This window comes from Streptacidiphilus alkalitolerans (genome assembly GCF_042511045.1).
Classification (GTDB): Bacteria; Actinomycetota; Actinomycetes; order Streptomycetales; family Streptomycetaceae; genus Streptacidiphilus; species Streptacidiphilus alkalitolerans.
The window spans coordinates 331,513-351,995 of sequence record NZ_JBHEZX010000005.1; the positions used below are offsets into that span (position 1 = coordinate 331,513).

Below are 20,483 nucleotides of genomic sequence, written 5' to 3' on the forward strand. Positions count from 1 at the left end.
CGGATACCGGTCTCATATCAAGGTGACCCTGGAGCAGGTGAAGCGCCTCCGGGCCCGGTAGCGTATCCGCAAGCAGCGGTCTGCCCCCAAGACCTCTGCCACCACCGAAGACCACGCAGGACCGACAGATCAACCTCGGCACTGGCGAGGGAGAGGGTTGGAACCATGGAAGAACCGCGTCGCCTCGGCGGCCGGTACGAGCTGGGCGGCGTCCTCGGGCGCGGCGGTATGGCAGAGGTCTACCTCGGCCACGACATCCGGCTCGGACGCGCCGTCGCTGTGAAGACGCTGCGGGCCGACATGGCCCGTGACCCGTCGTTCCAGGCCCGTTTCCGACGCGAGGCACAGTCCGCCGCCTCGCTGAACCACCCCTCGATCGTCGCCGTGTACGACACCGGCGAGGACTACATCGACGGGATCTCCATCCCGTACATCGTGATGGAGTACGTCGACGGGTCCACCCTGCGCGAGCTGCTGCACTCCGGCCGGCGGCTGCTGCCCGAGCGCGCGCTGGAGATGACCACCGGCGTGCTGCAGGCGCTGGAGTACTCGCACCGCAACGGCATCGTGCACCGCGACATCAAGCCCGCGAACGTCATGCTGACCCGCAACGGCACGGTCAAGGTGATGGACTTCGGCATCGCCCGGGCCATGGGCGACGCCGGCATGACCATGACGCAGACCTCGGCGGTCATCGGCACCGCGCAGTACCTCTCGCCGGAGCAGGCCAAGGGCGAGCAGGTCGACGCCCGCTCCGACCTGTACTCCACCGGCTGCCTGCTCTACGAGCTGTTCACCATGCGCCCGCCGTTCGTCGGCGACTCGCCGGTGGCCGTGGCGTACCAGCACGTCCGCGAGGAGGCCCAGCCGCCCTCGGTGTACGACCCCGAGGTGCGCCCCGAGTACGACGCCATCGTGATGAAGGCGCTCGCCAAGGAGCGGGACTACCGCTACCAGAGCGCCGACGAGATGCGCGCCGACATCGAGCGCGCCCTCGACGGCCTCCCGGTCTCCGCGGCCCAGCCGGTGGCCTACGGCGCCGGCGGGATGGCCGGCTACGGCCAGCCCCAGGGCTACGGCCAGCCGGACCAGTACGGCCGCACCACCGCGATGCCCCAGCAGGGCCCGGACGCGGCCGGGCAGACCAGCCTGCTGCCGAGCGTCGGCCAGGGCTACGACGTCGGCGGCGACGGCTACGACACCGGCGGCGGGTACGACGACGGCTACGGCGGTCGCGGCGACCGCCGGCGCGCGGGCAACGGCGGCGGCCGGAACCGCAACACCTCCTGGATCATCCTCGCGGTCGCCGCGGTGCTGGTCCTGGTCGGCGCCTACTTCGTCGCCTCGACGGTGTTCAAGGGCCCCGGCACGCCGACCTCCTTCCCGGTGCCGAGCCTGGTCAACCAGGACTGGGCGGCGGCGCAGGCCGCGGTCGCCAACAGCCAGGGCACGCTCAAGGTGGTCCAGGGCCCCGCGGTCGCCTGCGACCCGGGCACCGCCGACAAGGGCAAGGTCTGCAACCAGACCCCGACCCCCGGCACCGAGGTCCCGGCCGGCAGCACCATCACCGTCCACCTCAGCACCGGCGCCCCCACCAAGCAGGTGCCGGACACGGCCGGCAAGCAGCCCAACGACGCCACCACGGCGCTGGAGGCGGCAGGCTTTTCGGTCAGCAACCAGACCCAGCAGGCCAGCGACACCGTCCCCAACGGCACCGTGATCGGCACCAAGCCCGCGGCCGGCAGCAACGCGGCGAGCGGCTCGGGCGTCACCCTGATCGTGTCCTCGGGCCCGGCCCAGGCCACGGTGCCGAACCTGCTGGGGCTGAGCCAGCAGGCGGCCCAGGAGGCCCTGAACAAGGCCGGCCTCACCCCCGACCCGCAGGGCGACGACAACCAGCCCACCAACTACGCGGCGGGCACGGTCTCGCGCCAGTCCCAGCCGCAGGGCACCAAGGTGGCCCCGAACAGCTCGGTCCAGTTCTGGCTGGCCCCCCAGCAGCAGAACAACAACGGCGGGACCTCGCAGTCCCCTTCCCAGGGGGCGACAGGCACCATCGGAAACCCCGGTGACAACCAGGGCGGCCAGGGCCAGTAGCAGCACGGCCCGCCGACGCCGCCTGATCGCCCCCTGACCGCAAGGGCTCGAAGGGCCGGGACGCACCTCGCGTCCCGGCCCTTCTCCGTGCGCGCCGGGCGCCGCTGCCCCACGATGGGGGCATGGCTACTCCGATGACCGAGACCGAGTGGCGGGCCTTCCTCAGCGAGGGCACCCGCACCGGCAAGCTCGCCACCACCCGCGCCGACGGCCGCCCCCACGTCGCCCCGATCTGGTTCCTGCTGGACGGCGACGACATCGTCTTCAACACCGCCGCGACCACCGTCAAGGGCCGCACCCTGGCCCGGGACGGCCGGGCCGCGCTGTGCGTGGACGACGACCGGCCGCCCTTCTCGTTCGCCCTGGTCGAGGGCACCGCGACGCTCAGCGACGACCTGGACCAGGTCCGCCACTGGGCCACCCGGATCGCCGCCCGCTACATGGGCGAGGAGCGGGCCGAGGAGTACGGCGCCCGCAACGGGGTGCCGGGCGAGCTGGTGGTCCGGCTGCGGATCGGCAAGGTCGTCGCCTTCTCCTCGCTCTCGGACTGAGCCGCCTACCGCGGCGGGTCGGTCAGCGCAGCTCGGGCGGGAGGTCGCGGGCCGGGTCCACCGGCTCGGTACGGGTCAGCGAGGCCCAGACCGCCATCCGGTAGCGCGAGGTGTACGCCGGGGTGCAGGTGGTCAGGGTCAGGTAGCGGCCGGGCACGCGGTAGCTGGACTCGGCCGGGACCGGGGCGGTGACCCCCACGTCGTACTTGGAGGTCTGCTGCAGCGTGCTGTCGACCGTGTAGACGTACCAGGTGTCCCGGGTCTCCACCACGACCTTGTCCCCCCGGCGCAGCTCCGGCAGGTTGTGGAACTTGGCGCCGTGCCCGTCCCGGTGCGCGGCCATGGCGAAGTTGCCGCTCTTCGCCCAGGGCATCGCCGCCGGGTAGGGCGCCCGGTAGACCCCGGCCACGCCCTGGTTGAGCACCTCGGTACTGGTGCCCATGGTGATCAGGACCTGGTAGTCCTTCCCCAGCCTGGGGATGTGCAGGAAGCCGATCCCGTCCCCCGGCCGGAACACCCGCGGCGGGGACGGCCGGGCCGGCCGGGCGTCGGAGCGGGCCGGCGGGGCCGCCCAGGACTGCCGTACCCTGGCCGCGGCCCCGGCCGCCTGCCCGTCCGCGACCACGTCGGTCCACCACAGCGAGTAGACGACGAAGAGGCCGAGCAGCACCCCGAGCGTGATCAGCAGCTCGCCGAACAGGCCCAGCACGGTCGACAGCGGGCCCGGACGGCGGCGGGGGGCGGCGGGGAAGGACGGCATGGCGGCAGGGGCTCCTCGGGACGTACCAGCGGCCACCCGCCAGGTCCCGAGGACGGCTCCGCGTCAGCCGGTCTGCAGCGCCTGGGGCTTCTGACCCGAACTCTTCGGCAGGTCCTGGGTCAGCTTGCCCCACACCGCCATCCGGTACTTGGAGGTGAACTCCGGCGTGCAGGTGGTCAGGGTGATGTAGCGGCCCGGCTCCTTGAAGCCGGACTCCGGCGGGACCGGCGCGATCACACCGACGTCGGACGGCGAGGTCTGCGGGAGGGTGCTGGTCACCGTGTAGGTGTAGTAGTCGTAGGCGGTCTCCACGACGATCTTGTCGCCGGGGACCAGCCGGTTGATGTAGCGGAACGGCTCACCGTGGGTGTTGCGGTGCCCGGCCAGCGCGAAGTTGCCGGTCTTGTCCCACGGGAAGGCCGTCTCCAGCGCCCCGGTGTAGTGCCCGACCAGGCCCTTGTCGAGGATCGAGTCCTTGTCCACGCCCTCGGCGATCGGCGTCATCACATCCAGTTTGGGGATGTAGATCAGCGCGAACTTGGTGCCCTCGGATATCGCGGAGGGGTAGGGCGCGTGGTCCTTCGGCGGTATGCCGGTCCCGGTGCCGGTGCCGCCGTCCGGCGGGCCCCACTGCTTCTCCAGCGTCTTGGCGCTGCCGCTGGCGTAGGCGTCCGCCGTCACATTGGTCCACCACAGCTGGTACGCGACGAACAGGAACATCACCACGCCCAGGGTGATGAACAGCTCGCCCATGATCCGCACCGCGACGATCCCGGCGCTCTCCTTCGGCCGCGCGACCTTGCCGTTGCCCTTGCCCGCGGCGGCCGTCCGGCCGCCCCTGCGCCGGGCCTGCTGCTCGGCCCGGCGGCGTTCGGCCCGACCGCCGACCGCGGGCGTCCCTGCGGCCTCCAGCGGTTCGGTCTCCGACGGTTCGGCCTCCGGCAGCACGACCGGGGGCGGGACCCGCAGGGTGATGGTGTCGGAGGACTCCTCCGCCGCCGCGGCGGCGCGTCCGCGCAGGGCCGGGTCGCCCAGGCCGAGTTCGCGCCGGTTGAGCACCCGGGTGTCCTCGTCCTGCAGATCAGCGGCCATGCGCTCCAGCGGACGCGGATCGACCGGCCGCCGACGCGAACGCGGGGTCGGGGACAACGGCGCTTCGCGCCGGTCCTGGCCGACCGCGTCGGGTGTCGGAGCACCGAGGCCGAGGCCCAAAGGATCCAACGGGTCCAGCACCAACGCGTCCACCGGATCAACCGGGTCACCCGCCTCAGCGGGGTCACCCAGGTGAGCGCGGTCCAGCGGGTCACGCGGGTCACGCGGCTCGGCGCGGTGCCGCGGCTCGACGCGGTCACCCGTGTCCACCGCATCGCGCTGCACGCGCCGGCCCACCGGGTCACCCGGCTCAGCGGGATCGCGCGGCTCAGCCCGGTGCCGCGGCTCAACACGGTCCCCCAGGCCCACCACGTCACGCTGCACGCGCGGGTCGGCCGGATCACGCCGGTCAGTGCGGTCACGCGGGTCCAGCGGATCACCCGGGTCCACCAGGTCCTCCGCGTCGCGCGGGTCCGCCGCGTCGCGGTAGACGCCCTGCTGCGGCTCGTCCTCCTCCCAGGAGGGGGACTCGCTGCCGCGTTCCGGGCGCAGGGCGGTCATGCGACCGCCGCCCGGCCGATCACCGGCGCCAGGCCGGCCGAGCGGCCCACCGCGTCCGGATCGCCGCATTCGGCGAGCCAGTTGGCGAGCATCCGGTGGCCTCCCTCGGTGAGCACCGACTCCGGGTGGAACTGGACCCCCTCGACCGGCAGGTCGCGGTGCCGCAGGCCCATCACGATGCCCGAGTCGGTCCACGCGGTGACCGCCAGCTCCGGCGGCAGGGTGTCCCGCTCGACCGCGAGCGAGTGGTAGCGGGTCGCGGTCAGCGGCGAGTGCAGCCCGGCGAAGACCCCGCCGTCCAGGTGGGTGACCGCGGAGGTCTTGCCGTGCAGCAGCTCCGGCGCCCGGCCGACCACCGCCCCGTACGCGACCGCGATCGACTGCAGCCCCAGGCAAACCCCGAACAGCGGGATGCCGGCCTCGGCGCAGTGGTGCACCATCTGCACGCACACCCCGGCGTCCTCGGGCGTGCCGGGGCCGGGAGAGAGCAGCACCCCGTCGTAGCCGTCGGCGGTCACCGACTCCACCGCGACCTCGTCGTTGCGGACCACCTCGCAGGTCGCGCCGAGCTGGTAGAGGTACTGGACCAGGTTGAAGACAAAGCTGTCGTAGTTGTCGACGACGAGGATGCGGGCGGCCATCAGGCAACAACTCCGGTCGGGACGAGTGGTACGCGCGGAATGTAGGTGGGGAGGGCGGCGCCGTCGATCGTGGGCGCGCTGGACTTCCCCCCACCGGACGGCGAGGGGGACGCGGTTCCCGTGGGCGCCCCGGTCGGCTGCACACTGCTGGTCCCGCCGTCGTTGACTGTGACGTCGCCGAAGGGGAGCAGCGGTTCCGCCCAGGGGAAGACCCATTTGAAGAGGATCGCCACCGCCGCGAGGAACAGCAGCAGCGAGAGGCCGGCCCGCACCGCCGCGTTGCCGGGCAGCCGCTGCCAGATCCAGGCGTACATCGCGTTCCCTCCTCCTGCCCTGTTCTCCGCCGCACCGGGTTCTCCGCCGCACCAGAGTACGGGGCGTCGTGCCCGGTCGGTTCATCTTCGGGGGCGCACCACCCCTGCGGGTCACTCCCGCCGGGTCACGGCCGCGCCGCGGCGTACTGGAGGTCCACAGTCCCCGCATAGGCGGGCAGGGTCATCGTCCCCGCCTGCTGGAGCTTCCAGCCGAGCCCGTAGGCGGCCACGTACTGGAGGTAGGTCTGCAGCGCGGTGTCCTGGGCGATGGACGCGGTCAGCGCGGTCCGGTCGCCGACCGCCCTGATCACATAGGGCGGGGAGTAGACCCGGCCCTGCAGGATCAGCTGGTTGCCGACGCAGCGCACCGCGCTGGTGGAGATCAGCCGCTGGTCCTGGACCTGGACGCCGGTGGCGCCGCCGCGCCACAGCGCGTTGACGACGGCCTGCAGGTCCTGCTGGTGCACCACCAGGTCGTCCGGCTGCGGCTGCGGCACCCCGGGGACCTTGGCGGTGGCCCCGGGCGGGGCGTCGTTGAGGGTGACGGTGACGCCGGCGCCGCTGAGCGGGTCGAGACCGACCGCCTGTTCGAGCGTGCCGAGCCGCTTGATGCCGGCCGGGTCCTGCACGTGCTGCGCGGCCAGGGCGTCGATCCGGGCCCGGAGTCCGGCGACGGTGTTCTCGGCGGCGGCGTTCTCCTGGCTCCGCTGCTGTATGACGTCGGAGAGCCGGAGCAGGGTGTCGTCATTGCGAAGTGAGGTGCCGTGCGCCGCTCTCGCACTGGTGTAGAAGAGAAAGCCGGCCAGGGCGAAGACCATACATGTCGCGAAACGACCGACAATTCGGGCGGCCCCCGGGCGTTTTCGAGGAACCGGTTCGGTCACGGGCGGAACTTCTTCCGAATCTGCCACGTACCCTTATCTCCTTCTGACTCCGCGAGCCACTACGCTAACGGACGCTGGAGACGTATGCGGCGCCACCGGCGGCCGTGCCACCGTTCCAGAACAACCCACAGCTCAGCAGGTGCCCTAGGGCCATGCAGCGCAGCGCATCGACAGGAGTGCTCCTCGTGCCGAAGTCCCGTATCCGAAAGAAGTCGGACTACACCCCGCCCGCTACGGCGACCGCGGTGAAGTTGAGTTCGGGACGCAGTTGGATCGCCCCGTTCATGCTGGCGCTGTTCCTGATCGGACTGATCTGGATCGTCGTCTACTACGTGTCCAGCGGCTCCTGGCCGATTTCGGCGATCGGCAACTGGAATATCGTCATCGGCTTCGCGTTCATCGCGGGCGGCTTCGGCGTCTCCACCCAGTGGAAGTAGGCGGCCGACCAGCCGCCGCCGCTCGTTGTCCACATGGTTATCCACAGTGGGGAAAACCATGACTATCTGTGGATAACTTGATTCCCAGGCCGGGGAAGTCCACCCGTCCAGCCCCGACCGCAGGGACAGCCGTGCAGGTGGACGCGGGTAGACAAGACTGAGCACAAGGGGCCCGCACAGGTGTGCGGGCCCCTTGTGGACAACTCGGCCCGGCCGCCCCTCGGAGCCGCCGGGCCGGCCCCGCTCAGTTCAGCCCGGCCACCCCGAGCAGCGACACCACCAGCACCGCGACCAGCACCAGCACCACCGACCCGGCCTGCACCAGGGTGCGGTTCCGCAGCGGCGCGTGCGCCAGGCCGAAGCCCAGCAGCAGGCCCGCCGCCAGGCCGCCGACGTGCCCCTCCCAGCTGATGCCGGGGATGGCGAAGGTGGCGACCAGGTTCACCACCACGATGGCCATGATCGGCCCCAGCTCGTAGCCGCGCTTGCGCTGGATCACCAGCAGCGCGCCCAGCAGCCCGAAGATCGCCCCGGACGCCCCCAGGGTGGGCGTGTACGGGTCCGCCAGCAGCACCAGCGCCGAGCCGGCCAGCCCGGAGACCAGGTACAGCGCCAGGAACCGCCAGCGGCCGAGCAGCCGCTCCAGCGGCGGCCCCAGCACCCACAGCGACCACATGTTCAGCGCGATGTGCCAGGGCGCGGTGTGGAAGAACACCGCGGTGAACATCCGGTACCACTGCCCGTTCGCCACCCCCGGGCCCCACATGTAGAGGTCCAGCACGGACGCCGGGCTCATCACGTAGTGCAGCAGCCACACCGCCGCGTTGAGGCCGATCAGGACCTTGGTGACCAGCCGCCCGTCGGCGACCAGGCCCCCGCCGAACTCGGTCCTGGCCACCCGCTGGGCCGGGCCCCCGCCGGCCGGGCCCGCGCCGCGCACGCACTCCCGGCACTGGAACCCCACCGCCGCCTCGACCCGGCACTCCGGGCACACCGGCCGCTCGCAGCGGTTGCAGCTCACGCCGGTCTCCCGCCCCGGATGGCGGTAGCAGTCGGGAAGCGTGTCAATCATGTTCATCCTGTCCTCCGACGGCCCGGGCACACGACGGGCCCGGTGCTCGACAAGGACAAGCCTGCCGCGCACCGGGCCGCAGGGATACACCTATCGGCGGGAGATCTCCACCGACTGGATCACCACGTCCTCGACCGGGCGGTCGTTGAACGGGGTGACCTTGGTGGCCACGATCCCGTCCACCACGGCCTGGCCGTCCTTCCCGGTGACCTCGCCGAAGATGGTGTGCTTGCGGTTCAGCCAGGCGGTCGGGGCGACCGTGATGAAGAACTGCGAGCCGTTGGTGCCGGGGCCGGCGTTCGCCATGGCCAGCAGGTACGGGCGGTCGAAGGACAGGTCCGGGTGGAACTCGTCGCCGAACTGGTAGCCGGGACCGCCGGTGCCGGTGCCCAGCGGGTCCCCGCCCTGGATCATGAAGCCGGCGATGACCCGGTGGAACACCGTCCCGTCGTACAGCCGGGCCTGCGACTTGGCGCCGGTACGGGGATCGGTCCACTCCCGGGTGCCCTCGGCGAGCTCCACGAAGTTGGCCACCGTCTTCGGGGCGTGGTTCGGGAGCAGCCTGACCTCGATGTCCCCGTGGTTGGTCTTGAGAGTGGCGAACAGTTCCTCGGCCACGATGCGCCTTCCTGCAGTCCTGCGTACTTCCGCGTACAGCTCTGACACAGGGAATCCTCCCACGCCCTGCACAAAGCGGTGCGAAGGAGCAGGATGCAAGGAAGCCCCGGCGCCGTTCCGGCGCGCCTTGGTACGTTCCGGCGCGCATGATCTTTAACTGGGTGGACAGGTGAGAATACGGACGCCATCGAGGAGGAGGTACTGGTGACCCGCATCGACGCAGCGCGCGAGGCTGCCGGGAAGACCCGGGAGCAGCTCGCGCCATATGCCGTGAGCGCACGGGACGCGGCAGCGCACTACACCGACGAGGCATGGCAGCGGCTGGCCCCGCACGTCGAGGCCGCCGTGGAGCAGGCGCGGCTCGCCGCGCACACGGCCCAGAGCGCCGCGCAGAGCACCGTGGACAACAGGGTGACCCCGCGGGTGGCCCCGCTCTGGGACCAGGCCAGGTCGAACGTACCCCCCTCCGTGGAGGACGCCGTCAGCAAGGCCGCCGTGCGCACCCGCAGGGCGGCCAAGCAGGCGAGGAAGGCGGCGGTCCCCGTCGTCACCCACGCCTTCGACGAGGCCGCCCAGGCCACCGCGCAGGCCGCGCACGCGGCCCGGGAGCGCGGGGCGGCGGCCCTGCCGGTGCTGCGCGGCCAGGTCTCGCTGGCCGAGATCGAGGCGCTGGCGGCCCGGCACACCCGCCGCCGGCGCTCGCGCTGGACCCGCCGGGTGCTGGTGGTCGGCACCCTCGCCGCGGCCACCGTCGGCGGGGTGGCCGCCTGGCGCTGGTGGCAGCAGCAGAGCAACCCGGACTGGCTGGTGGAGGAGACCCCGGTCTCCACCCTCCCGCCGCGCTCCACCCCGGCGACCGGCTCCCACCCCAGGACCGACGCGGACGAGGCCATGCCGCTCGACCCGGAGGTACTGGCCAAGGAGGCCGGCACCCCGAAGGACCGCAAAAACGGCAAGGACTGAGCCGGCCCCGGTCACCGCAGGGGGCACCCCCCGGTTCCCCGGGTGGAGCCCACTGCTGTCGGACCGCTCTTCGGCTGCTCCGTGAGCTGCCGCCCGGCCCCCCGGTCAGGCGACCAGCCGGGGGCCTGACCCGAGCCGGTCGGCGAACTCGCGGTAGACCTCCGCGTAGCGCTGGAGCAGCTCGGCCAGCTGACCCCGGCAGTGCTCGGGCAGGACCGCCTCGATGGTGTCGCGGTCGCGGGCGAAGACCGCGCAGACGCCCAGCATCCGCAGCAGCATGCGGCCGGCCTCGTTCTGACGCAGCGAGGGGTCCCGGTGCACGCTCTCCAGCAGTCTGCCCAGATCCGGGCCGGCCGGTCCGGGGCGAGCCGGACGCCACGCTCCGCCGCCGGGGGCCGGGCCGAACCCGGCCTGCGCCGCCGGCTTCGTCGGCGCCGGGGCCCCGTCGGGCGGCGCGGCGCCCGCCGCAGCGGCACGGAGGGCGCCGCCGCGGGGAGGCAGTGCCGCGCTCTCGCCGCGGCTGAGCCGGTCCCGCACGTCGGCCACCGTGGCGGCCGAGATTCCCGCCGCCCGGGCGATCTGCCGCAGCGACGCCTGCGGGTCCTGCTCCAGCAGCAGCCGGGCCCGCTCCCGTCCGGCCGTCGCGTCCAGCGGCCTGGCCCGGCCGTCGCGGCCGACCCGGAAGGCGGCGTCGCACCCGCTGGCGCGGCGCAGCCCGGCGACCTTCGTCGCGGAGAGCCCGGCGAACCGCGCGACCTCCCGGTCCGACCAGTGCGGGTGCGAGGCGAAGACGCGTCGCGCCGCCTCCGCCCGGTCCTCCAGCGTCAACGGCCTGCCGTGGCCGACGTTCAGCGCCACGGCGAGCAGCCGGGCCTCCTCGTCGGAGCAGTCCAGGTAGCGGACCGCCACCGTGGTCCGGCCGCGCCGTACGGCGGCCCGCAGCCGGTGGACGCCGTCGACGACCTGCATGCTGGCGCGGTGGACCACGATGGGCGGAAGATCCGCCTCGGTCTCCGCCAGGGTCCGGGTGTAGTCCTGGTCCTCGCCGTCCAGCCGGGGGCCGGCCACGACGACCAGCCGGGAGACCGGCGCCTCCTCCTCGACCCCGGCCTCCAGCACCCGGTCGCGGAGCCGGATCAGCTCCTGGACCCCGATGGGTGCATCCGCTGCCCGCGGTCCCGCGTCCGCTCCTCCGAGCTGCTGCCGGGGTCGGGCGGGGTCGGCGGGCGACGGGCCGGTCACTGCCAACCGCAGTCGGCCGGGCTCGACGCGGCCACCAGGACGTGGGCCTGACCGCCCGCGTGGCCGCCGGGGAGGGCGGCCGCGGCGGCGGATCCGGCGGCGCCGAGCAGCACGGCCGCCGCGGCCAGTGCCGCGGTCAGCGTGACGGTGATCGCGGTGACGGCGTTGACGGCCGCCCTGTGCACGGTGACGACTCGCATGGTGATTCCCCCTTGTGTTTCAGCGGATGTCGCGCTGCCGATTCTGGTCGCTCGCCACGACGCTGCGAAGGGAGTCCAGCCCGGTCAAACTGGCCTTGGCCGAATTGGCCACGCGCCCGGAACGGACACCGCGGGACACCATGGACGGACCGGTCAGGGCCCGGGCCCGAGCCCGGTCGACTCCTGGGGCCGGTGCACCCGGATCGCGGCGACGGTCCACCCCGCGAGCTCCACCGCCCCGGTCAGCCGCGCCCAGCAGTGCGTGGCCAACAGGGCGGCCGCGGCGGCCGATTCCGCCCTGACGTAGAGGGCGAGCACCGGCCGGGGGCCCGCGCCGAGGTGGACGCCGGCGTGCTCCACGCCGCTCTCCCCGAGCGCCTCGTCGGCGGCCAGGGCCGGCAGCGCGGTGTGCTCGGGGTGCTGGACTTCGATGTGTACCAGGAACAAGGGACCGTAGAACCTCTCTGGAGACAGCGGAGTGATCTCTCCGTTGTGGCCTTTTCCCGCCGTTCAGCACCGTGAGAGTGGGTGGTTACACTGACGCCCGTCCGCCGGGTTGTCCACTATCGCGCGGACGCACGGTCAACGGAATGCTCAACAGGGGGGGCAGCCAATGGGAGGACAGCTGGGCCTGGATCCGCTGGTCGAGGCAGTGTACCGGGCGATGCTGGACAAGCCGGACGACGGTGTGGCCGAGCTGGCCGCCCGGCTGGACCTGCCCGAGACCGAGGTCAGGGCGGCCCTCAACAGCCTGACCGAGCTGACGCTGGTGCGCGGCGTGCACGAGGACGGCCAGGCCCGGGCGGTCAGCCCCCTGCTCGGCATGCAGATCCTGCTGGCCCGCCAGGAGGCGGAGATGGCCGCGCACCAGGAGCGGCTGGCGGCCACCCGGGCGGCGGCGGCCCAACTGATAGTGGACTACTCGGAGTTGCAGAGCCTGGCGCCGGGCCTCGGGCTCCAGTACCTCGAGGGCATCGACGCGATCCGCGACCATCTGGAGATCTTCCACGAGCAGGTGCGCGAGGAGTTCCTGACCTTCGCGCCCGGCGGCCCGCAGACCCCCGCCAACATGGAGGCCTCCCGCCCGCTCAACCTGCGGCTGCTGGGCCGGGGCGTGCGGATGCGCACCGTCTACCTGGACAGCATCCGCCGCGACGCCGCCTCGATGGCGCACGCGGCCTGGCTGGAGGAGAGCGGGGCGAGCGTGCGCACGGTGCCCGCGCTGCCCAACCGGATGATCGTCTTCGACCGCCGGGTGGCCCTGGTGGCGGCCAGCGCCGAGCAGACCGGGTCCGGGGCGTACGTGGTCAGCGGGCCCGGCCTGCTGGTGATGCTGACGTCCCTCTTCGACCGGGTCTGGGAGGACGCGGCGCCGCTCGGGGCAGCCCCGAATCCGCCGGTGGAGGGGCTGTCGCGGGCGCAGCAGGAGGCCGTACGGCTGATGGGCCAGGGCCGCACCGACGAGTCCATCGCGTCCAGCATGGGTGTGTCGGTCCGCACCGCCCGCAGGCTGACCAACACCGTGCTGGCGCAGTTGGAGGCGCGCAGCAGGTTCCAGGCGGGGGTGCACGCCGTGCAGCGCGGCTACCTGCCGCTGGAGCCGCAGTGAGCGGCCGGGGCTGACCCGCCGTCACGACGCGGCCGCAGGCCGTGGACGGTGGCCCAGCCGGCCACCGCCAGGCCGACCGTCGTCTCCGCGACCCACAGCACGAACGGCCCGCGGCGGTAGCCCTCGTAGAGCGGCCACAGCCAGGGCTCGACGAGGAAGGCCGCGCCCAGCGCCCAGCCGGCCACCAGGGCCGGGGCCCCCGCCCGGGCCGCAGGAGCCGCCGCGGCGGCCGGGCCGCTCCCGGCACCGCGCCCGCCGGGACCGCGCAGGGCGTGGCCCAACGCGCCGTAGACCACACCTGCCGGGACCGCGATCAGCCCCCAGGGCTGCGGGCCGAGGACGATGTAGTGGATCAGGCTGCCGACGTCCGAGGTGGTGCCGAACTGCCGTGCGTAGAAGCCCGCCACACAGGCCAGTTCGGCCAGCACCCCGGCGCCGACGGCGGCGGCCCGGCCGCGCTGCGTCCACCCGGCCCAGCAGGCCAGGGCCAGCCAGGGCGCGAACAGGTTGGCGACCCAGAAGACGTGCGGATCGCTCGGCGCCGGTATCCAGGAGGTGGCCGCCCCGTAGCCGCCGGCGACCGCCGCGCACAGGACGGCGGCCGCGGGCCGGAACCCCGGGGTCGGCGCGGGGCGGGGGACGGTCATGGGCGATCACTCCCGTAGGGCGTAGGCGAGGTCGACGCGGGAGGCCGCGAGCGCCGGGGCGATGCCCCCGCACGCGGACGCGGCCAGCGCCGCCAGCAGCCCTGCCGCCGCCGCGCTCACCGGGAACCCCGGGGCTTCCACGGCAGAGGCGGGGCTGAGCAGGTGCGGCACCACCCCGAATACCACCAGCAAGGCGGCGCCGATCGCAACCAGCGCGGCGAGCAGCCCGACCAGCAGGGAGGAGGAGAGCACCAGGGAGAAGATCCGCAGCCGGGTCGCCCCGGTCGCCCGACGGATCGTCAGTTCCCTTCTGCGGTCCCGGACCGTAGCCAGTCCGATGTTGAGCAGCCCCATCACCGAGGCGAGCAGGGTGACCACGGCCGCGGCCAAGAAGGCCGCCTGAGTGGTGCGCAGCGAGTCGGCCAGCTGCTGCACGGTGTCGGTCCTGCGGATGTCCAGCGCGCTGGCGGGAATGCCGAGATCGGAGCCGACCTGGGCCACCGCGTCGTGCAGCACCGCCTCGTCGGCGACCGGGTCGTGGGCCAGCAGGTCCAGGGACGGGTCGGCCGGGACCGCGCCGGGCTGGAAGGCATCGGCGGAGAGCAGCGAGAGGTAGACCATCGGGGTCTGCCTGCCGTCCGCGACCACGCCGAGCACCCGCTGCGGGAACGCCTGGAAGCGGTGGTCGAGGCCGACCAGCAGCGTGGCGCCCGGCTGCCCGTACTGGGCGGCGGCGGCCTGGTTGAGGACCACACCGCCGGGGTGGACCCGGGAGTCGGCGGGCAGCCAGCCGCCCTCCAGCACCGGCATCCGGCGCACCAGGTCCAGCCGTCCCGCGACCAGGGTGACGTCCTGCCCGTGCGCGGTCCCGTCGGGGGTGGTCAGCGATCCGCTCAGGTCGGTCGAGAGCGCGAAGGAGCCGCCCGCGTCGCTGATCCGCCGGTCCAGGTCGGCCACGACGGCGGGCAGTCCGCGGGCCGCCACGGCCGGGTCCTGGATCCGCGTCTCCACGGTGACCGCACGGCCGTTCTGCTGCTCGGCCCCGGCGACGAAGACGTCGCGGACCACCGAGCCGGCCGTGAACACGCCGACCACGGCGATCACGCCGATCAGCAGGCTGATCGCGCTCAGCACGGTCCGGCCGCGATGGGCGCGCAGGTCCTGCCACGCCTCCTTGACCAGTTGCGTGTCGATCAGCCGCATGGCGCCTCCTGCCGTTCCTCCACGAGGGCGCCGCGGTCCAGCCGCAGCACCCGGTCCATCCGTTCGGCGACCGCGAGGTCGTGCGTGACCACCAGCAGCGCCGCGCCGCGGCTGCGGGCCGACTCCAGCAGCACGGTGAGCACCTGCTCGGCGGTGCCGACGTCGAGCGCGCCGGTGGGCTCGTCCGCCAGGACCACCGAGGGCGAGCCGGCCAGGGCCCGGGCGATGGCGGTGCGCTGCTGCTCGCCGCCGGAGAGCTGGCGGGGCCGGCTGTCGGCCCGGTCCGCCAGGCCCACCTCGGCCAGGGCGGCCGCGGTGCGACGGCGGATCTCGGCCCGGCCGAGCCGCCGGCCCTGGGTCAGCGGCATGGCCACGTTCTCGGCCGCGGTGAGGTGCGGCAGCAGCGAGTAGTTCTGGAACACGAAGCCGATCTCGCGCCCGCGCACCTCGGACAGCTGACGGTCGCTCAACCGCGCCGTGTCCCTGCCTCCCAGCCGCAGGGCGCCCGAGTCGGCCGGGGACAGCAGGCCGAGCAGCGCCAGCAGGGTGCTCTTGCCGCTGCCGGACCGGCCCACGACGGCCGCCGACTCCCCGGCGGCGAGGCTCAGCGAGACGCCCCGCACCAGCGGCAGCCGCTCACCCGAGGCCAGCACGATCGACTTGTGCAGCCTCTCGGCGTGCAGCGCCGCGGCGTTCACGGCAGTCGCGCGCTCAGCGCGGGAGCGGCGGCCAGGACGGTGTCGCCCTCCGCCAGACCGCTGGTGACCTCCACGACGGAGCCGTCGCTCAGGCCCAGGCCCACGGTGCGGATCCGGGTGCCGCCGTCCTTGCCGACGACGGTGACCTCGCCCTGCTGCACGGATCCCGCGACCGCCTCCTGCGGGAGGGTCAGCACCCCGCGGCGCTCACCGCTGGCCACGGCCACGGTGCCGCTCAGCCCGGCGTAGGCGCGGACGTCCAGCGGCACCGCGCAGACGATCTGCGGGCCGTCGCCGGAACCGCCGCCCGACTGCTGCGCGGAGCCGCCCGACCCGGCCGCCGGCGGCGACTGGAGTACCGGGCAGTCGAACGGCCCGGGGCCGTCGGTGACGTCGGCGCGGGCGGTCAGGCGGCCGTTCAGGATCCGGTAGCCGGCCCCGTCCGGCAGTCCGGCGACCTCGCCGAAGCCGGGGTAGGCCAGCTCGGCGACCGGGACGCCCAGGCCGACCCGGGTGCCGTCCGGCACCAGCCAGCGCACCACGGTGGCAGCCACCGGCGCGGTCACCGCGGTACCGCCGACGCGGAAGAGCTGCCGTCCGGCCGCGACGGAGGCGCCGGCGCCGGCCGCCGTCTCGTCGACCCGGCCGGCCACCGGGGCGGGGAGGGTGAAGTGCGGTTCGGGGACCAGGCTGGAGGAAAGCGTCACGATCTCGGTGACGTCGCCGCGGGCCACCGTGACGGTCCGGTTCCGGTCCGCCGCCGCGCCGGGGCGCCCGGCGCCCGCCGCCGCGGGCTGCGGCCACGACAGCAGCAGTCCGGTGGCGGTGGCGACGACGCCGACGGCCAGGGCCGCGCAGAGCACGGTGCGACGGCGCGGGCGGGTCGGCGTGTTCACGCCGGGCTCGCCGGGCAGTTGACCGCGACGTCCTTGACCAGGACCGTCTTGTCGCCGAGGCCGGCGTCGGAGATCTCCTTGTCGAGCGCGGTCTGGTCGGCGGGCAGCAGGGCGACCTTGTAGTACTCGGTGTTCGAGACGGACTTCATCACGGCGAGCGCGTGGTCACTGGCCGACGTGGAAATTCCGGGGCTCAGGTAGTAACGCTCCCACGAGCACATCCAGTAGAAATCGGCGTGGGTCGTGCCATAACCGCGCCCGAACATCATGGCGCGTCCGTCCGGTCCTTTTGACTCCGGCGTGGGATCGGCCGGCCAGACCCATTTCGGCGCCAGTGTGAGGTGCTGCTGCTCGGCCTTGAATTCGGTGGATACCTGTGTCGCGGTAATGCCGTCGGGGCCGGTCGCCTGGTGGCTTCCGCCCGACGAGCAGGATGTGCACAGCGCCGCAGCGGCGGCCAGGACGGCCGCCGCGATGACGTGCCGTCGCCTGGTGGTGGAACTCAGCATCGCGGCCTTCTGCCCTTCGGGATGTCGGTCGGATCGGTTGGCCCGGCCCGGCCCGGCGTCACTGGGACGACTCGGGCCGGACCGGCAGCGGAGAGGCTCAGTACTGCTCGGAGCCGTCGAAGCTGTAGTTGCTCTGGTGGCCGCTGGAGGTCAGCGCGTAGACGTTCTCGAACTTGGTCGGAGCGTCGCCGTTGGCCAGGTCGAACCAGGTGGTGTTGGACGCCGGGGCGAAGATCGTGCCGTGGCCGAAGCCCGAGTTGTAGTCACGGACGTACCACTTGATGCCCTTGGTGGGGGTGTTGTTGAACGAGATCCGGCTGGAGTTGGCGCCGGAGGTGTGGGTCCGGACGTTGTTGGAGGTGAACCAGTCGCCGTTCTCGTAGCAGGTGCCCGAGACGGGGGTGGCGTTGCCGTAGTTGTAGGCGGCGAAGGCGGACGGGCCGGCGATGCCGACCAGCGCCGCAGTGAGCAGACCGGTCGCAATGATCTTTCCGCGGATACCCATGACAGTGGATCCTTTTCTTGTTCGATCAGGACGGATGCAGGGCGATTTGTTCCCTCGTCAGAGTTCTGACGCCCCCGGAAACAAGGCGCCCGAATTCCCTCGTCAGGGTCGACCGCCTTTTACTTCCGAATTTCTTTCGACGCCTTCAAGCTGGCGTCGAAGAGGAAAGTAGCAGCGGCCTGAGAATTACTTCAACGGTGCTCGGACCGAACCCGCACCGACACCCGCGGAAGCCGCTCGACCGCCCGCTCGACCGCCCGCCGCATGCGCTTGCGCACCCTGCTGCGCGGCGTGGCGGATCCGCCTGCGGCGATCAGGGCGACGGTGCGGGTGCGGACGCCGGTGCGGCGGGCGAGGTCGGCGTACAACGCGCGGCCCAGGCGCCCAGGCGGCGAGGGTGGGGGTGACACCGCGGTGGGTGAGCAGGGGGACCAGGCCGAAGACGACGCCGTACAGTGCGAAGCCGGAGGCGGTGAAGGCCGGTAGGTTCGGCGCGGTGGCCACGACCGCCGGGGCGAGGGCTGCCAGGCAGGAGCCCGCGGTCATCAAGATGCGCGGGCCGTGCCGGTCCAGGATGCGCCCAACAGGTATCAGGTATACCGACGGCCGCAGAAACCAGCAAGCCGGTCGTGAACGCGGCGGTGGCCGCCAAGCCGGACCAGCCGGTCTGCGCGGTGATGTGCGAGGTGAGCACCGGGAAGGCGTAGCAGAGGGCGCCCCAGCCGGTGATCCGGGTTGTGAAGGGTCGTCACATGGACGGTCAGCAACTGCTGCTGGAGGGCGATGGTGCACCGATGCCGATGCCGGTGCCAGGACCGATGCTGAGCGGAGCGGGTGCGGGGGTCGCGCAGCATCCGCCTTCGCTCTGGGCAGCGTCGGCGTCGGGGTCGTCGAAGAGTCCGGCTCCGCCGCAGACGCCGGTGTCGGGCAGGGTGAGTTCGACGCGGGCGGCGGCTTCGTGGTCGCCGGCCAGGGCTGCGGCGACCGAGCGGACCTGCTCGTAGCCGGTCATGGCGAGGAAGGTCGGCGCGCGGCCGTAGCTCTTCGTGCCGACCAGGAACACGCCCTGCTCGTGGTGGCCCAACTCGGCGGCGCCGTGCGGGTAGACCGTCCCGCAGGAGTGCTGGTTGGGGTCGATCAGCGGGGCGAGCTTGACCGGGGCCTGGAGGCGCTCGTCCAGTGTGAGCCGCAGTTCGCTCTGCCAGGAGTGATCGGGGCGGAACCCGGTCAGACCGATGACGTGGTCCAAGCCCTCGATGCGGCGGCCGTCGTCGGCCACCAGCACGACCTGCCCGCCGCCGGCCTCGACGCGTTCGGTGCGGAAGCCCTGGACCACCTCGATATGACCGGCCGTCACCGCCTCCTTCGCCCGCAGGCCGAGGGCCCCGCGGGCGGGGAGCTCGTCGGACTCGCCGCCGCCGAAGGCGTTGCCCACCTGACCGCGCCGCAGCACCCACACCGCGCGGGTGCCGGGCTCGTCCTCGGCCAGGTCGGCCAGGGACAGCAGAGCGGTCAGCGCCGAGTGGCCCGAGCCCACGACCGCGGTCCGCCTGCCCGCGTGCCGGGTTCGGACGGCCGGGTCGGCAGTGTCGGGGGCGAGGTAGCTGATCCGGTCGCGGTGAGCATGCTCGCCCGCGGCCGGGAGGCCGTCGCTACCCAGAGGGTTGGGCGAGGTGAAGGTGCCGGTGGCGTCGATGATCGCCCGCACCTGGAGCCGCGCTTCGATACCGTCGGCATCCCTGGTGTGCAGGGTGAAGGGCTGATCCTCGCGGCCGGAGTCGACAATCCGGTCCCGGCCCCGGCGGGCGGCACCAGTGACGGTAGTGCTGTAGCGCACGCGCTCGCCGAGGACGTCGGCCAGCGGCTGCAGGTACCACTCGACCCACTCCGCGCCGGTCGGGTAGCGCGTGGGCTCGGGACGGGTCCAGCCGGCGGGCTCCAGCAGTCGGGCGGCGGCCGGGTCGACCAGCTCCGACCAGGCGGAGAACAGCCGGACGTGTCCCCAGGCCCGGACCGCGGAGGCCGCCGACGGCCCGGCCTCCAGGACGAGGGGTTCCAGGCCGCGTTCCAGCAGGTGGGCGGCGGCGGCAAGGCCGATCGGGCCCGCCCCGACCACGGCGATCGGCAGGGCTGCGGTGCTCGGGCTGCTGTTCTCACTCATGGCTGGCTTCTCCGTGTGGTTCGGATCGTCTACGAGGTGCCGGGGACCGGGCAATGCGGAGGCGGCGGGTCAGCAGCAGCCGGCCCCTGCGGCGACGGCTTCGGTCTTCGCGGCGGGGTCGCAGCAGGCCGAGGCGGTCTCGGCGGCCTGCGCGGTACCGCAGCACGGGCTCGCCGCGGCAGCGGTGGTGGGGGCGGGGGCGGTCTCGGCCGGAGTGGTGCCGCAACAGGCGGTGGCGGGGGTGCTGGTGGTCTCGCTCACGGCAGTCTCCTCATGGTTGTTCCTTGCTTCGACGTTTGTCGATACAGGGAAGCTTGTCGCCTGCTTAGACAGATGTCAAGATAGACACATGTCGAATCTGAGCGTCGTGGAACTGCCGATCCTGCAGGGCGAGGTCGTGGCCTGCTGCCCGCCGGTGACCTCGGCCGAGCTGTCCGAGACGGACGCCACGCGGATGGCCGCGATGTTCAAGGCGCTCGGCGACCCGGTACGACTGCGGCTGTTCTCCAAGGTCGCCTCCCATCCGGGAGGAGAGGCATGCGTGTGCGACATCCAGGACGTCGGGGTCTCCCAGCCCACGGTCAGCCACCACCTGAAGAAGCTCCGCGAGGCCGGGCTGCTGTCCTCCGAGCGGCGCGGGACCTGGGTCTACTACCGGGTCGAGCCCTCGGTGCTGGCCGCGATGAGCATGCTGCTGGGCAGCGCCGCCTCCTGATCCGTCGCCCCCGCAGGACGGCATCGGCCGCCGCCACGGGGCATGGCAAGACGCAGTCCCGTGGTCGGTTGACGGCCAGGCAGGTCACACGGTTGGCCGAGGAACCAG

The 20,483-nt window shown here is 73.0% G+C and carries 25 protein-coding genes; 6 read left to right on the forward strand and 19 right to left on the reverse strand.

What is annotated here, in order from left to right:
- Positions 1-165: 165 nt before the first annotated feature.
- A complete protein-coding gene (gene pknB, locus ACEZDG_RS13690; RefSeq protein WP_380507756.1) occupies positions 166-2,097 on the forward strand; it encodes a Stk1 family PASTA domain-containing Ser/Thr kinase in 1,932 nt (643 codons plus the stop codon).
- A gap of 122 nt (positions 2,098-2,219) precedes the next feature.
- Positions 2,220-2,648: a PPOX class F420-dependent oxidoreductase gene (locus tag ACEZDG_RS13695; protein ID WP_380507759.1), complete on the forward strand. Its 429-nt coding sequence runs from the start codon at positions 2,220-2,222 to the stop codon at positions 2,646-2,648.
- A 22-nt stretch (positions 2,649-2,670) separates the two neighbouring features.
- Here ACEZDG_RS13695 and ACEZDG_RS13700 read toward each other — a convergent pair whose 3' ends face one another.
- The 5 genes from ACEZDG_RS13700 to ACEZDG_RS13720 all read right to left on the reverse strand — a co-directional run bounded on the left by ACEZDG_RS13700 (position 2,671) and on the right by ACEZDG_RS13720 (position 6,834).
- On the reverse strand, positions 2,671-3,408 hold the full coding sequence (locus ACEZDG_RS13700; protein WP_380507762.1) for a class E sortase: 738 nt from the start codon (positions 3,406-3,408) through the stop codon (positions 2,671-2,673).
- A gap of 63 nt (positions 3,409-3,471) precedes the next feature.
- Entirely contained in the window at positions 3,472-5,061 is a 1,590-nt protein-coding gene (locus ACEZDG_RS13705) for a class E sortase (RefSeq protein ID WP_380507764.1), read from the reverse strand.
- A complete protein-coding gene (locus ACEZDG_RS13710) occupies positions 5,058-5,702 on the reverse strand; it encodes an aminodeoxychorismate/anthranilate synthase component II (RefSeq protein ID WP_380507767.1) in 645 nt (214 codons plus the stop codon). The genes ACEZDG_RS13705 and ACEZDG_RS13710 overlap by 4 nt, the downstream gene beginning before the upstream one ends.
- Positions 5,702-6,016 (reverse strand): hypothetical protein, encoded by a 315-nt coding sequence (locus tag ACEZDG_RS13715; RefSeq protein ID WP_380508566.1) that lies wholly within the window; start codon positions 6,014-6,016, stop codon positions 5,702-5,704. The genes ACEZDG_RS13710 and ACEZDG_RS13715 overlap by 1 nt, the downstream gene beginning before the upstream one ends.
- Before the next feature lie 125 nt (positions 6,017-6,141).
- Positions 6,142-6,834 (reverse strand): DUF881 domain-containing protein, encoded by a 693-nt coding sequence (locus ACEZDG_RS13720; protein ID WP_380507770.1) that lies wholly within the window; start codon positions 6,832-6,834, stop codon positions 6,142-6,144.
- Positions 6,835-7,085: 251 nt separating this feature from the next.
- On the opposite strand from ACEZDG_RS13720, the gene crgA reads away from it, so the two are divergent.
- Complete coding sequence (gene crgA / locus ACEZDG_RS13725) at positions 7,086-7,337, forward strand: cell division protein CrgA (RefSeq protein ID WP_380507773.1); 252 nt, start codon at positions 7,086-7,088, stop codon at positions 7,335-7,337.
- A 244-nt stretch (positions 7,338-7,581) separates the two neighbouring features.
- On the opposite strand, the gene ACEZDG_RS13730 is transcribed toward crgA, so the two are convergent.
- The gene (locus ACEZDG_RS13730) at positions 7,582-8,409 is read right to left on the reverse strand and encodes a rhomboid family intramembrane serine protease (RefSeq protein WP_380507776.1); all 828 of its coding nucleotides are present in this window, start codon (positions 8,407-8,409) and stop codon (positions 7,582-7,584) included.
- A gap of 90 nt (positions 8,410-8,499) precedes the next feature.
- Positions 8,500-9,027, reverse strand: a complete 528-nt coding sequence (locus tag ACEZDG_RS13735) for a peptidylprolyl isomerase (RefSeq protein ID WP_380507779.1) — start codon at positions 9,025-9,027, stop codon at positions 8,500-8,502.
- 204 nt (positions 9,028-9,231) lie between these two features.
- On the opposite strand from ACEZDG_RS13735, the gene ACEZDG_RS13740 reads away from it, so the two are divergent.
- Entirely contained in the window at positions 9,232-9,990 is a 759-nt protein-coding gene (locus ACEZDG_RS13740; RefSeq protein WP_380507782.1) for a DUF5324 family protein, read from the forward strand.
- Between the two features lie 105 nt (positions 9,991-10,095).
- Here ACEZDG_RS13740 and ACEZDG_RS13745 read toward each other — a convergent pair whose 3' ends face one another.
- The 3 genes from ACEZDG_RS13745 to ACEZDG_RS13755 all read right to left on the reverse strand — a co-directional run bounded on the left by ACEZDG_RS13745 (position 10,096) and on the right by ACEZDG_RS13755 (position 11,879).
- On the reverse strand, positions 10,096-11,232 hold the full coding sequence (locus tag ACEZDG_RS13745) for a ParB/RepB/Spo0J family partition protein (protein WP_380507785.1): 1,137 nt from the start codon (positions 11,230-11,232) through the stop codon (positions 10,096-10,098).
- Entirely contained in the window at positions 11,229-11,432 is a 204-nt protein-coding gene (locus ACEZDG_RS13750; protein WP_380507788.1) for a hypothetical protein, read from the reverse strand. The genes ACEZDG_RS13745 and ACEZDG_RS13750 overlap by 4 nt, the downstream gene beginning before the upstream one ends.
- A gap of 153 nt (positions 11,433-11,585) precedes the next feature.
- The gene (locus ACEZDG_RS13755; RefSeq protein WP_380507791.1) at positions 11,586-11,879 is read right to left on the reverse strand and encodes a hypothetical protein; all 294 of its coding nucleotides are present in this window, start codon (positions 11,877-11,879) and stop codon (positions 11,586-11,588) included.
- 166 nt (positions 11,880-12,045) lie between these two features.
- On the opposite strand from ACEZDG_RS13755, the gene ACEZDG_RS13760 reads away from it, so the two are divergent.
- Positions 12,046-13,041, forward strand: coding sequence for a helix-turn-helix transcriptional regulator (locus ACEZDG_RS13760; RefSeq protein WP_380507794.1), 996 nt, complete (start codon positions 12,046-12,048; stop codon positions 13,039-13,041).
- Here ACEZDG_RS13760 and ACEZDG_RS13765 read toward each other — a convergent pair.
- The 9 genes from ACEZDG_RS13765 to ACEZDG_RS13805 form a co-directional block, all read right to left on the reverse strand.
- Positions 13,017-13,688, reverse strand: coding sequence for a hypothetical protein (locus tag ACEZDG_RS13765; protein WP_380507796.1), 672 nt, complete (start codon positions 13,686-13,688; stop codon positions 13,017-13,019). The genes ACEZDG_RS13760 and ACEZDG_RS13765 overlap by 25 nt on opposite strands.
- A gap of 6 nt (positions 13,689-13,694) precedes the next feature.
- Positions 13,695-14,891 (reverse strand): ABC transporter permease, encoded by a 1,197-nt coding sequence (locus tag ACEZDG_RS13770; protein ID WP_380507799.1) that lies wholly within the window; start codon positions 14,889-14,891, stop codon positions 13,695-13,697.
- The gene (locus ACEZDG_RS13775; protein WP_380507802.1) at positions 14,882-15,589 is read right to left on the reverse strand and encodes an ABC transporter ATP-binding protein; all 708 of its coding nucleotides are present in this window, start codon (positions 15,587-15,589) and stop codon (positions 14,882-14,884) included. The genes ACEZDG_RS13770 and ACEZDG_RS13775 overlap by 10 nt, the downstream gene beginning before the upstream one ends.
- Positions 15,586-16,485 (reverse strand): hypothetical protein, encoded by a 900-nt coding sequence (locus tag ACEZDG_RS13780; RefSeq protein ID WP_380507805.1) that lies wholly within the window; start codon positions 16,483-16,485, stop codon positions 15,586-15,588. Before ACEZDG_RS13780 ends, ACEZDG_RS13775 begins: the two co-directional genes overlap by 4 nt.
- Complete coding sequence (locus ACEZDG_RS13785; protein WP_380507808.1) at positions 16,482-16,994, reverse strand: hypothetical protein; 513 nt, start codon at positions 16,992-16,994, stop codon at positions 16,482-16,484. Before ACEZDG_RS13785 ends, ACEZDG_RS13780 begins: the two co-directional genes overlap by 4 nt.
- A 97-nt stretch (positions 16,995-17,091) precedes the next feature.
- On the reverse strand, positions 17,092-17,499 hold the full coding sequence (locus ACEZDG_RS13790; RefSeq protein ID WP_380507811.1) for a hypothetical protein: 408 nt from the start codon (positions 17,497-17,499) through the stop codon (positions 17,092-17,094).
- Between the two features lie 191 nt (positions 17,500-17,690).
- Positions 17,691-17,867, reverse strand: coding sequence for a hypothetical protein (locus tag ACEZDG_RS13795; RefSeq protein ID WP_380507814.1), 177 nt, complete (start codon positions 17,865-17,867; stop codon positions 17,691-17,693).
- 392 nt (positions 17,868-18,259) lie between these two features.
- Complete coding sequence (locus tag ACEZDG_RS13800) at positions 18,260-19,660, reverse strand: FAD-dependent oxidoreductase (RefSeq protein ID WP_380507816.1); 1,401 nt, start codon at positions 19,658-19,660, stop codon at positions 18,260-18,262.
- Positions 19,661-19,729: 69 nt separating this feature from the next.
- The gene (locus tag ACEZDG_RS13805) at positions 19,730-19,921 is read right to left on the reverse strand and encodes a hypothetical protein (protein WP_380507819.1); all 192 of its coding nucleotides are present in this window, start codon (positions 19,919-19,921) and stop codon (positions 19,730-19,732) included.
- Positions 19,922-20,009: 88 nt separating this feature from the next.
- Here ACEZDG_RS13805 and ACEZDG_RS13810 point away from each other — a divergent pair, with 88 nt between their 5' ends.
- Positions 20,010-20,375 (forward strand): ArsR/SmtB family transcription factor, encoded by a 366-nt coding sequence (locus ACEZDG_RS13810; RefSeq protein ID WP_380507822.1) that lies wholly within the window; start codon positions 20,010-20,012, stop codon positions 20,373-20,375.
- Positions 20,376-20,483: the final 108 nt, after the last annotated feature.

Bases quoted from the DNA above. Each gene is read 5' to 3' on its own strand.
- pknB (WP_380507756.1), top strand. From the start codon at position 166: ATGGAAGAACCGCGTCGCCTCGGCGGCCGGTACGAGCTGGGCGGCGTC.
- ACEZDG_RS13695 (WP_380507759.1), top strand. From the start codon at position 2,220: ATGGCTACTCCGATGACCGAGACCGAGTGGCGGGCCTTCCTCAGCGAG.
- ACEZDG_RS13700 (WP_380507762.1), bottom strand. From the start codon at position 3,408: ATGCCGTCCTTCCCCGCCGCCCCCCGCCGCCGTCCGGGCCCGCTGTCG.
- ACEZDG_RS13705 (WP_380507764.1), bottom strand. From the start codon at position 5,061: ATGACCGCCCTGCGCCCGGAACGCGGCAGCGAGTCCCCCTCCTGGGAG.
- ACEZDG_RS13710 (WP_380507767.1), bottom strand. From the start codon at position 5,702: ATGGCCGCCCGCATCCTCGTCGTCGACAACTACGACAGCTTTGTCTTC.
- ACEZDG_RS13715 (WP_380508566.1), bottom strand. From the start codon at position 6,016: ATGTACGCCTGGATCTGGCAGCGGCTGCCCGGCAACGCGGCGGTGCGG.
- ACEZDG_RS13720 (WP_380507770.1), bottom strand. From the start codon at position 6,834: ATGGTCTTCGCCCTGGCCGGCTTTCTCTTCTACACCAGTGCGAGAGCG.
- ACEZDG_RS13730 (WP_380507776.1), bottom strand. From the start codon at position 8,409: ATGATTGACACGCTTCCCGACTGCTACCGCCATCCGGGGCGGGAGACC.
- ACEZDG_RS13750 (WP_380507788.1), bottom strand. From the start codon at position 11,432: ATGCGAGTCGTCACCGTGCACAGGGCGGCCGTCAACGCCGTCACCGCG.
- ACEZDG_RS13760 (WP_380507794.1), top strand. From the start codon at position 12,046: ATGGGAGGACAGCTGGGCCTGGATCCGCTGGTCGAGGCAGTGTACCGG.
- ACEZDG_RS13765 (WP_380507796.1), bottom strand. From the start codon at position 13,688: ATGACCGTCCCCCGCCCCGCGCCGACCCCGGGGTTCCGGCCCGCGGCC.
- ACEZDG_RS13770 (WP_380507799.1), bottom strand. From the start codon at position 14,891: ATGCGGCTGATCGACACGCAACTGGTCAAGGAGGCGTGGCAGGACCTG.
- ACEZDG_RS13785 (WP_380507808.1), bottom strand. From the start codon at position 16,994: ATGCTGAGTTCCACCACCAGGCGACGGCACGTCATCGCGGCGGCCGTC.
- ACEZDG_RS13790 (WP_380507811.1), bottom strand. From the start codon at position 17,499: ATGGGTATCCGCGGAAAGATCATTGCGACCGGTCTGCTCACTGCGGCG.
- ACEZDG_RS13800 (WP_380507816.1), bottom strand. From the start codon at position 19,660: ATGAGTGAGAACAGCAGCCCGAGCACCGCAGCCCTGCCGATCGCCGTG.
- ACEZDG_RS13810 (WP_380507822.1), top strand. From the start codon at position 20,010: ATGTCGAATCTGAGCGTCGTGGAACTGCCGATCCTGCAGGGCGAGGTC.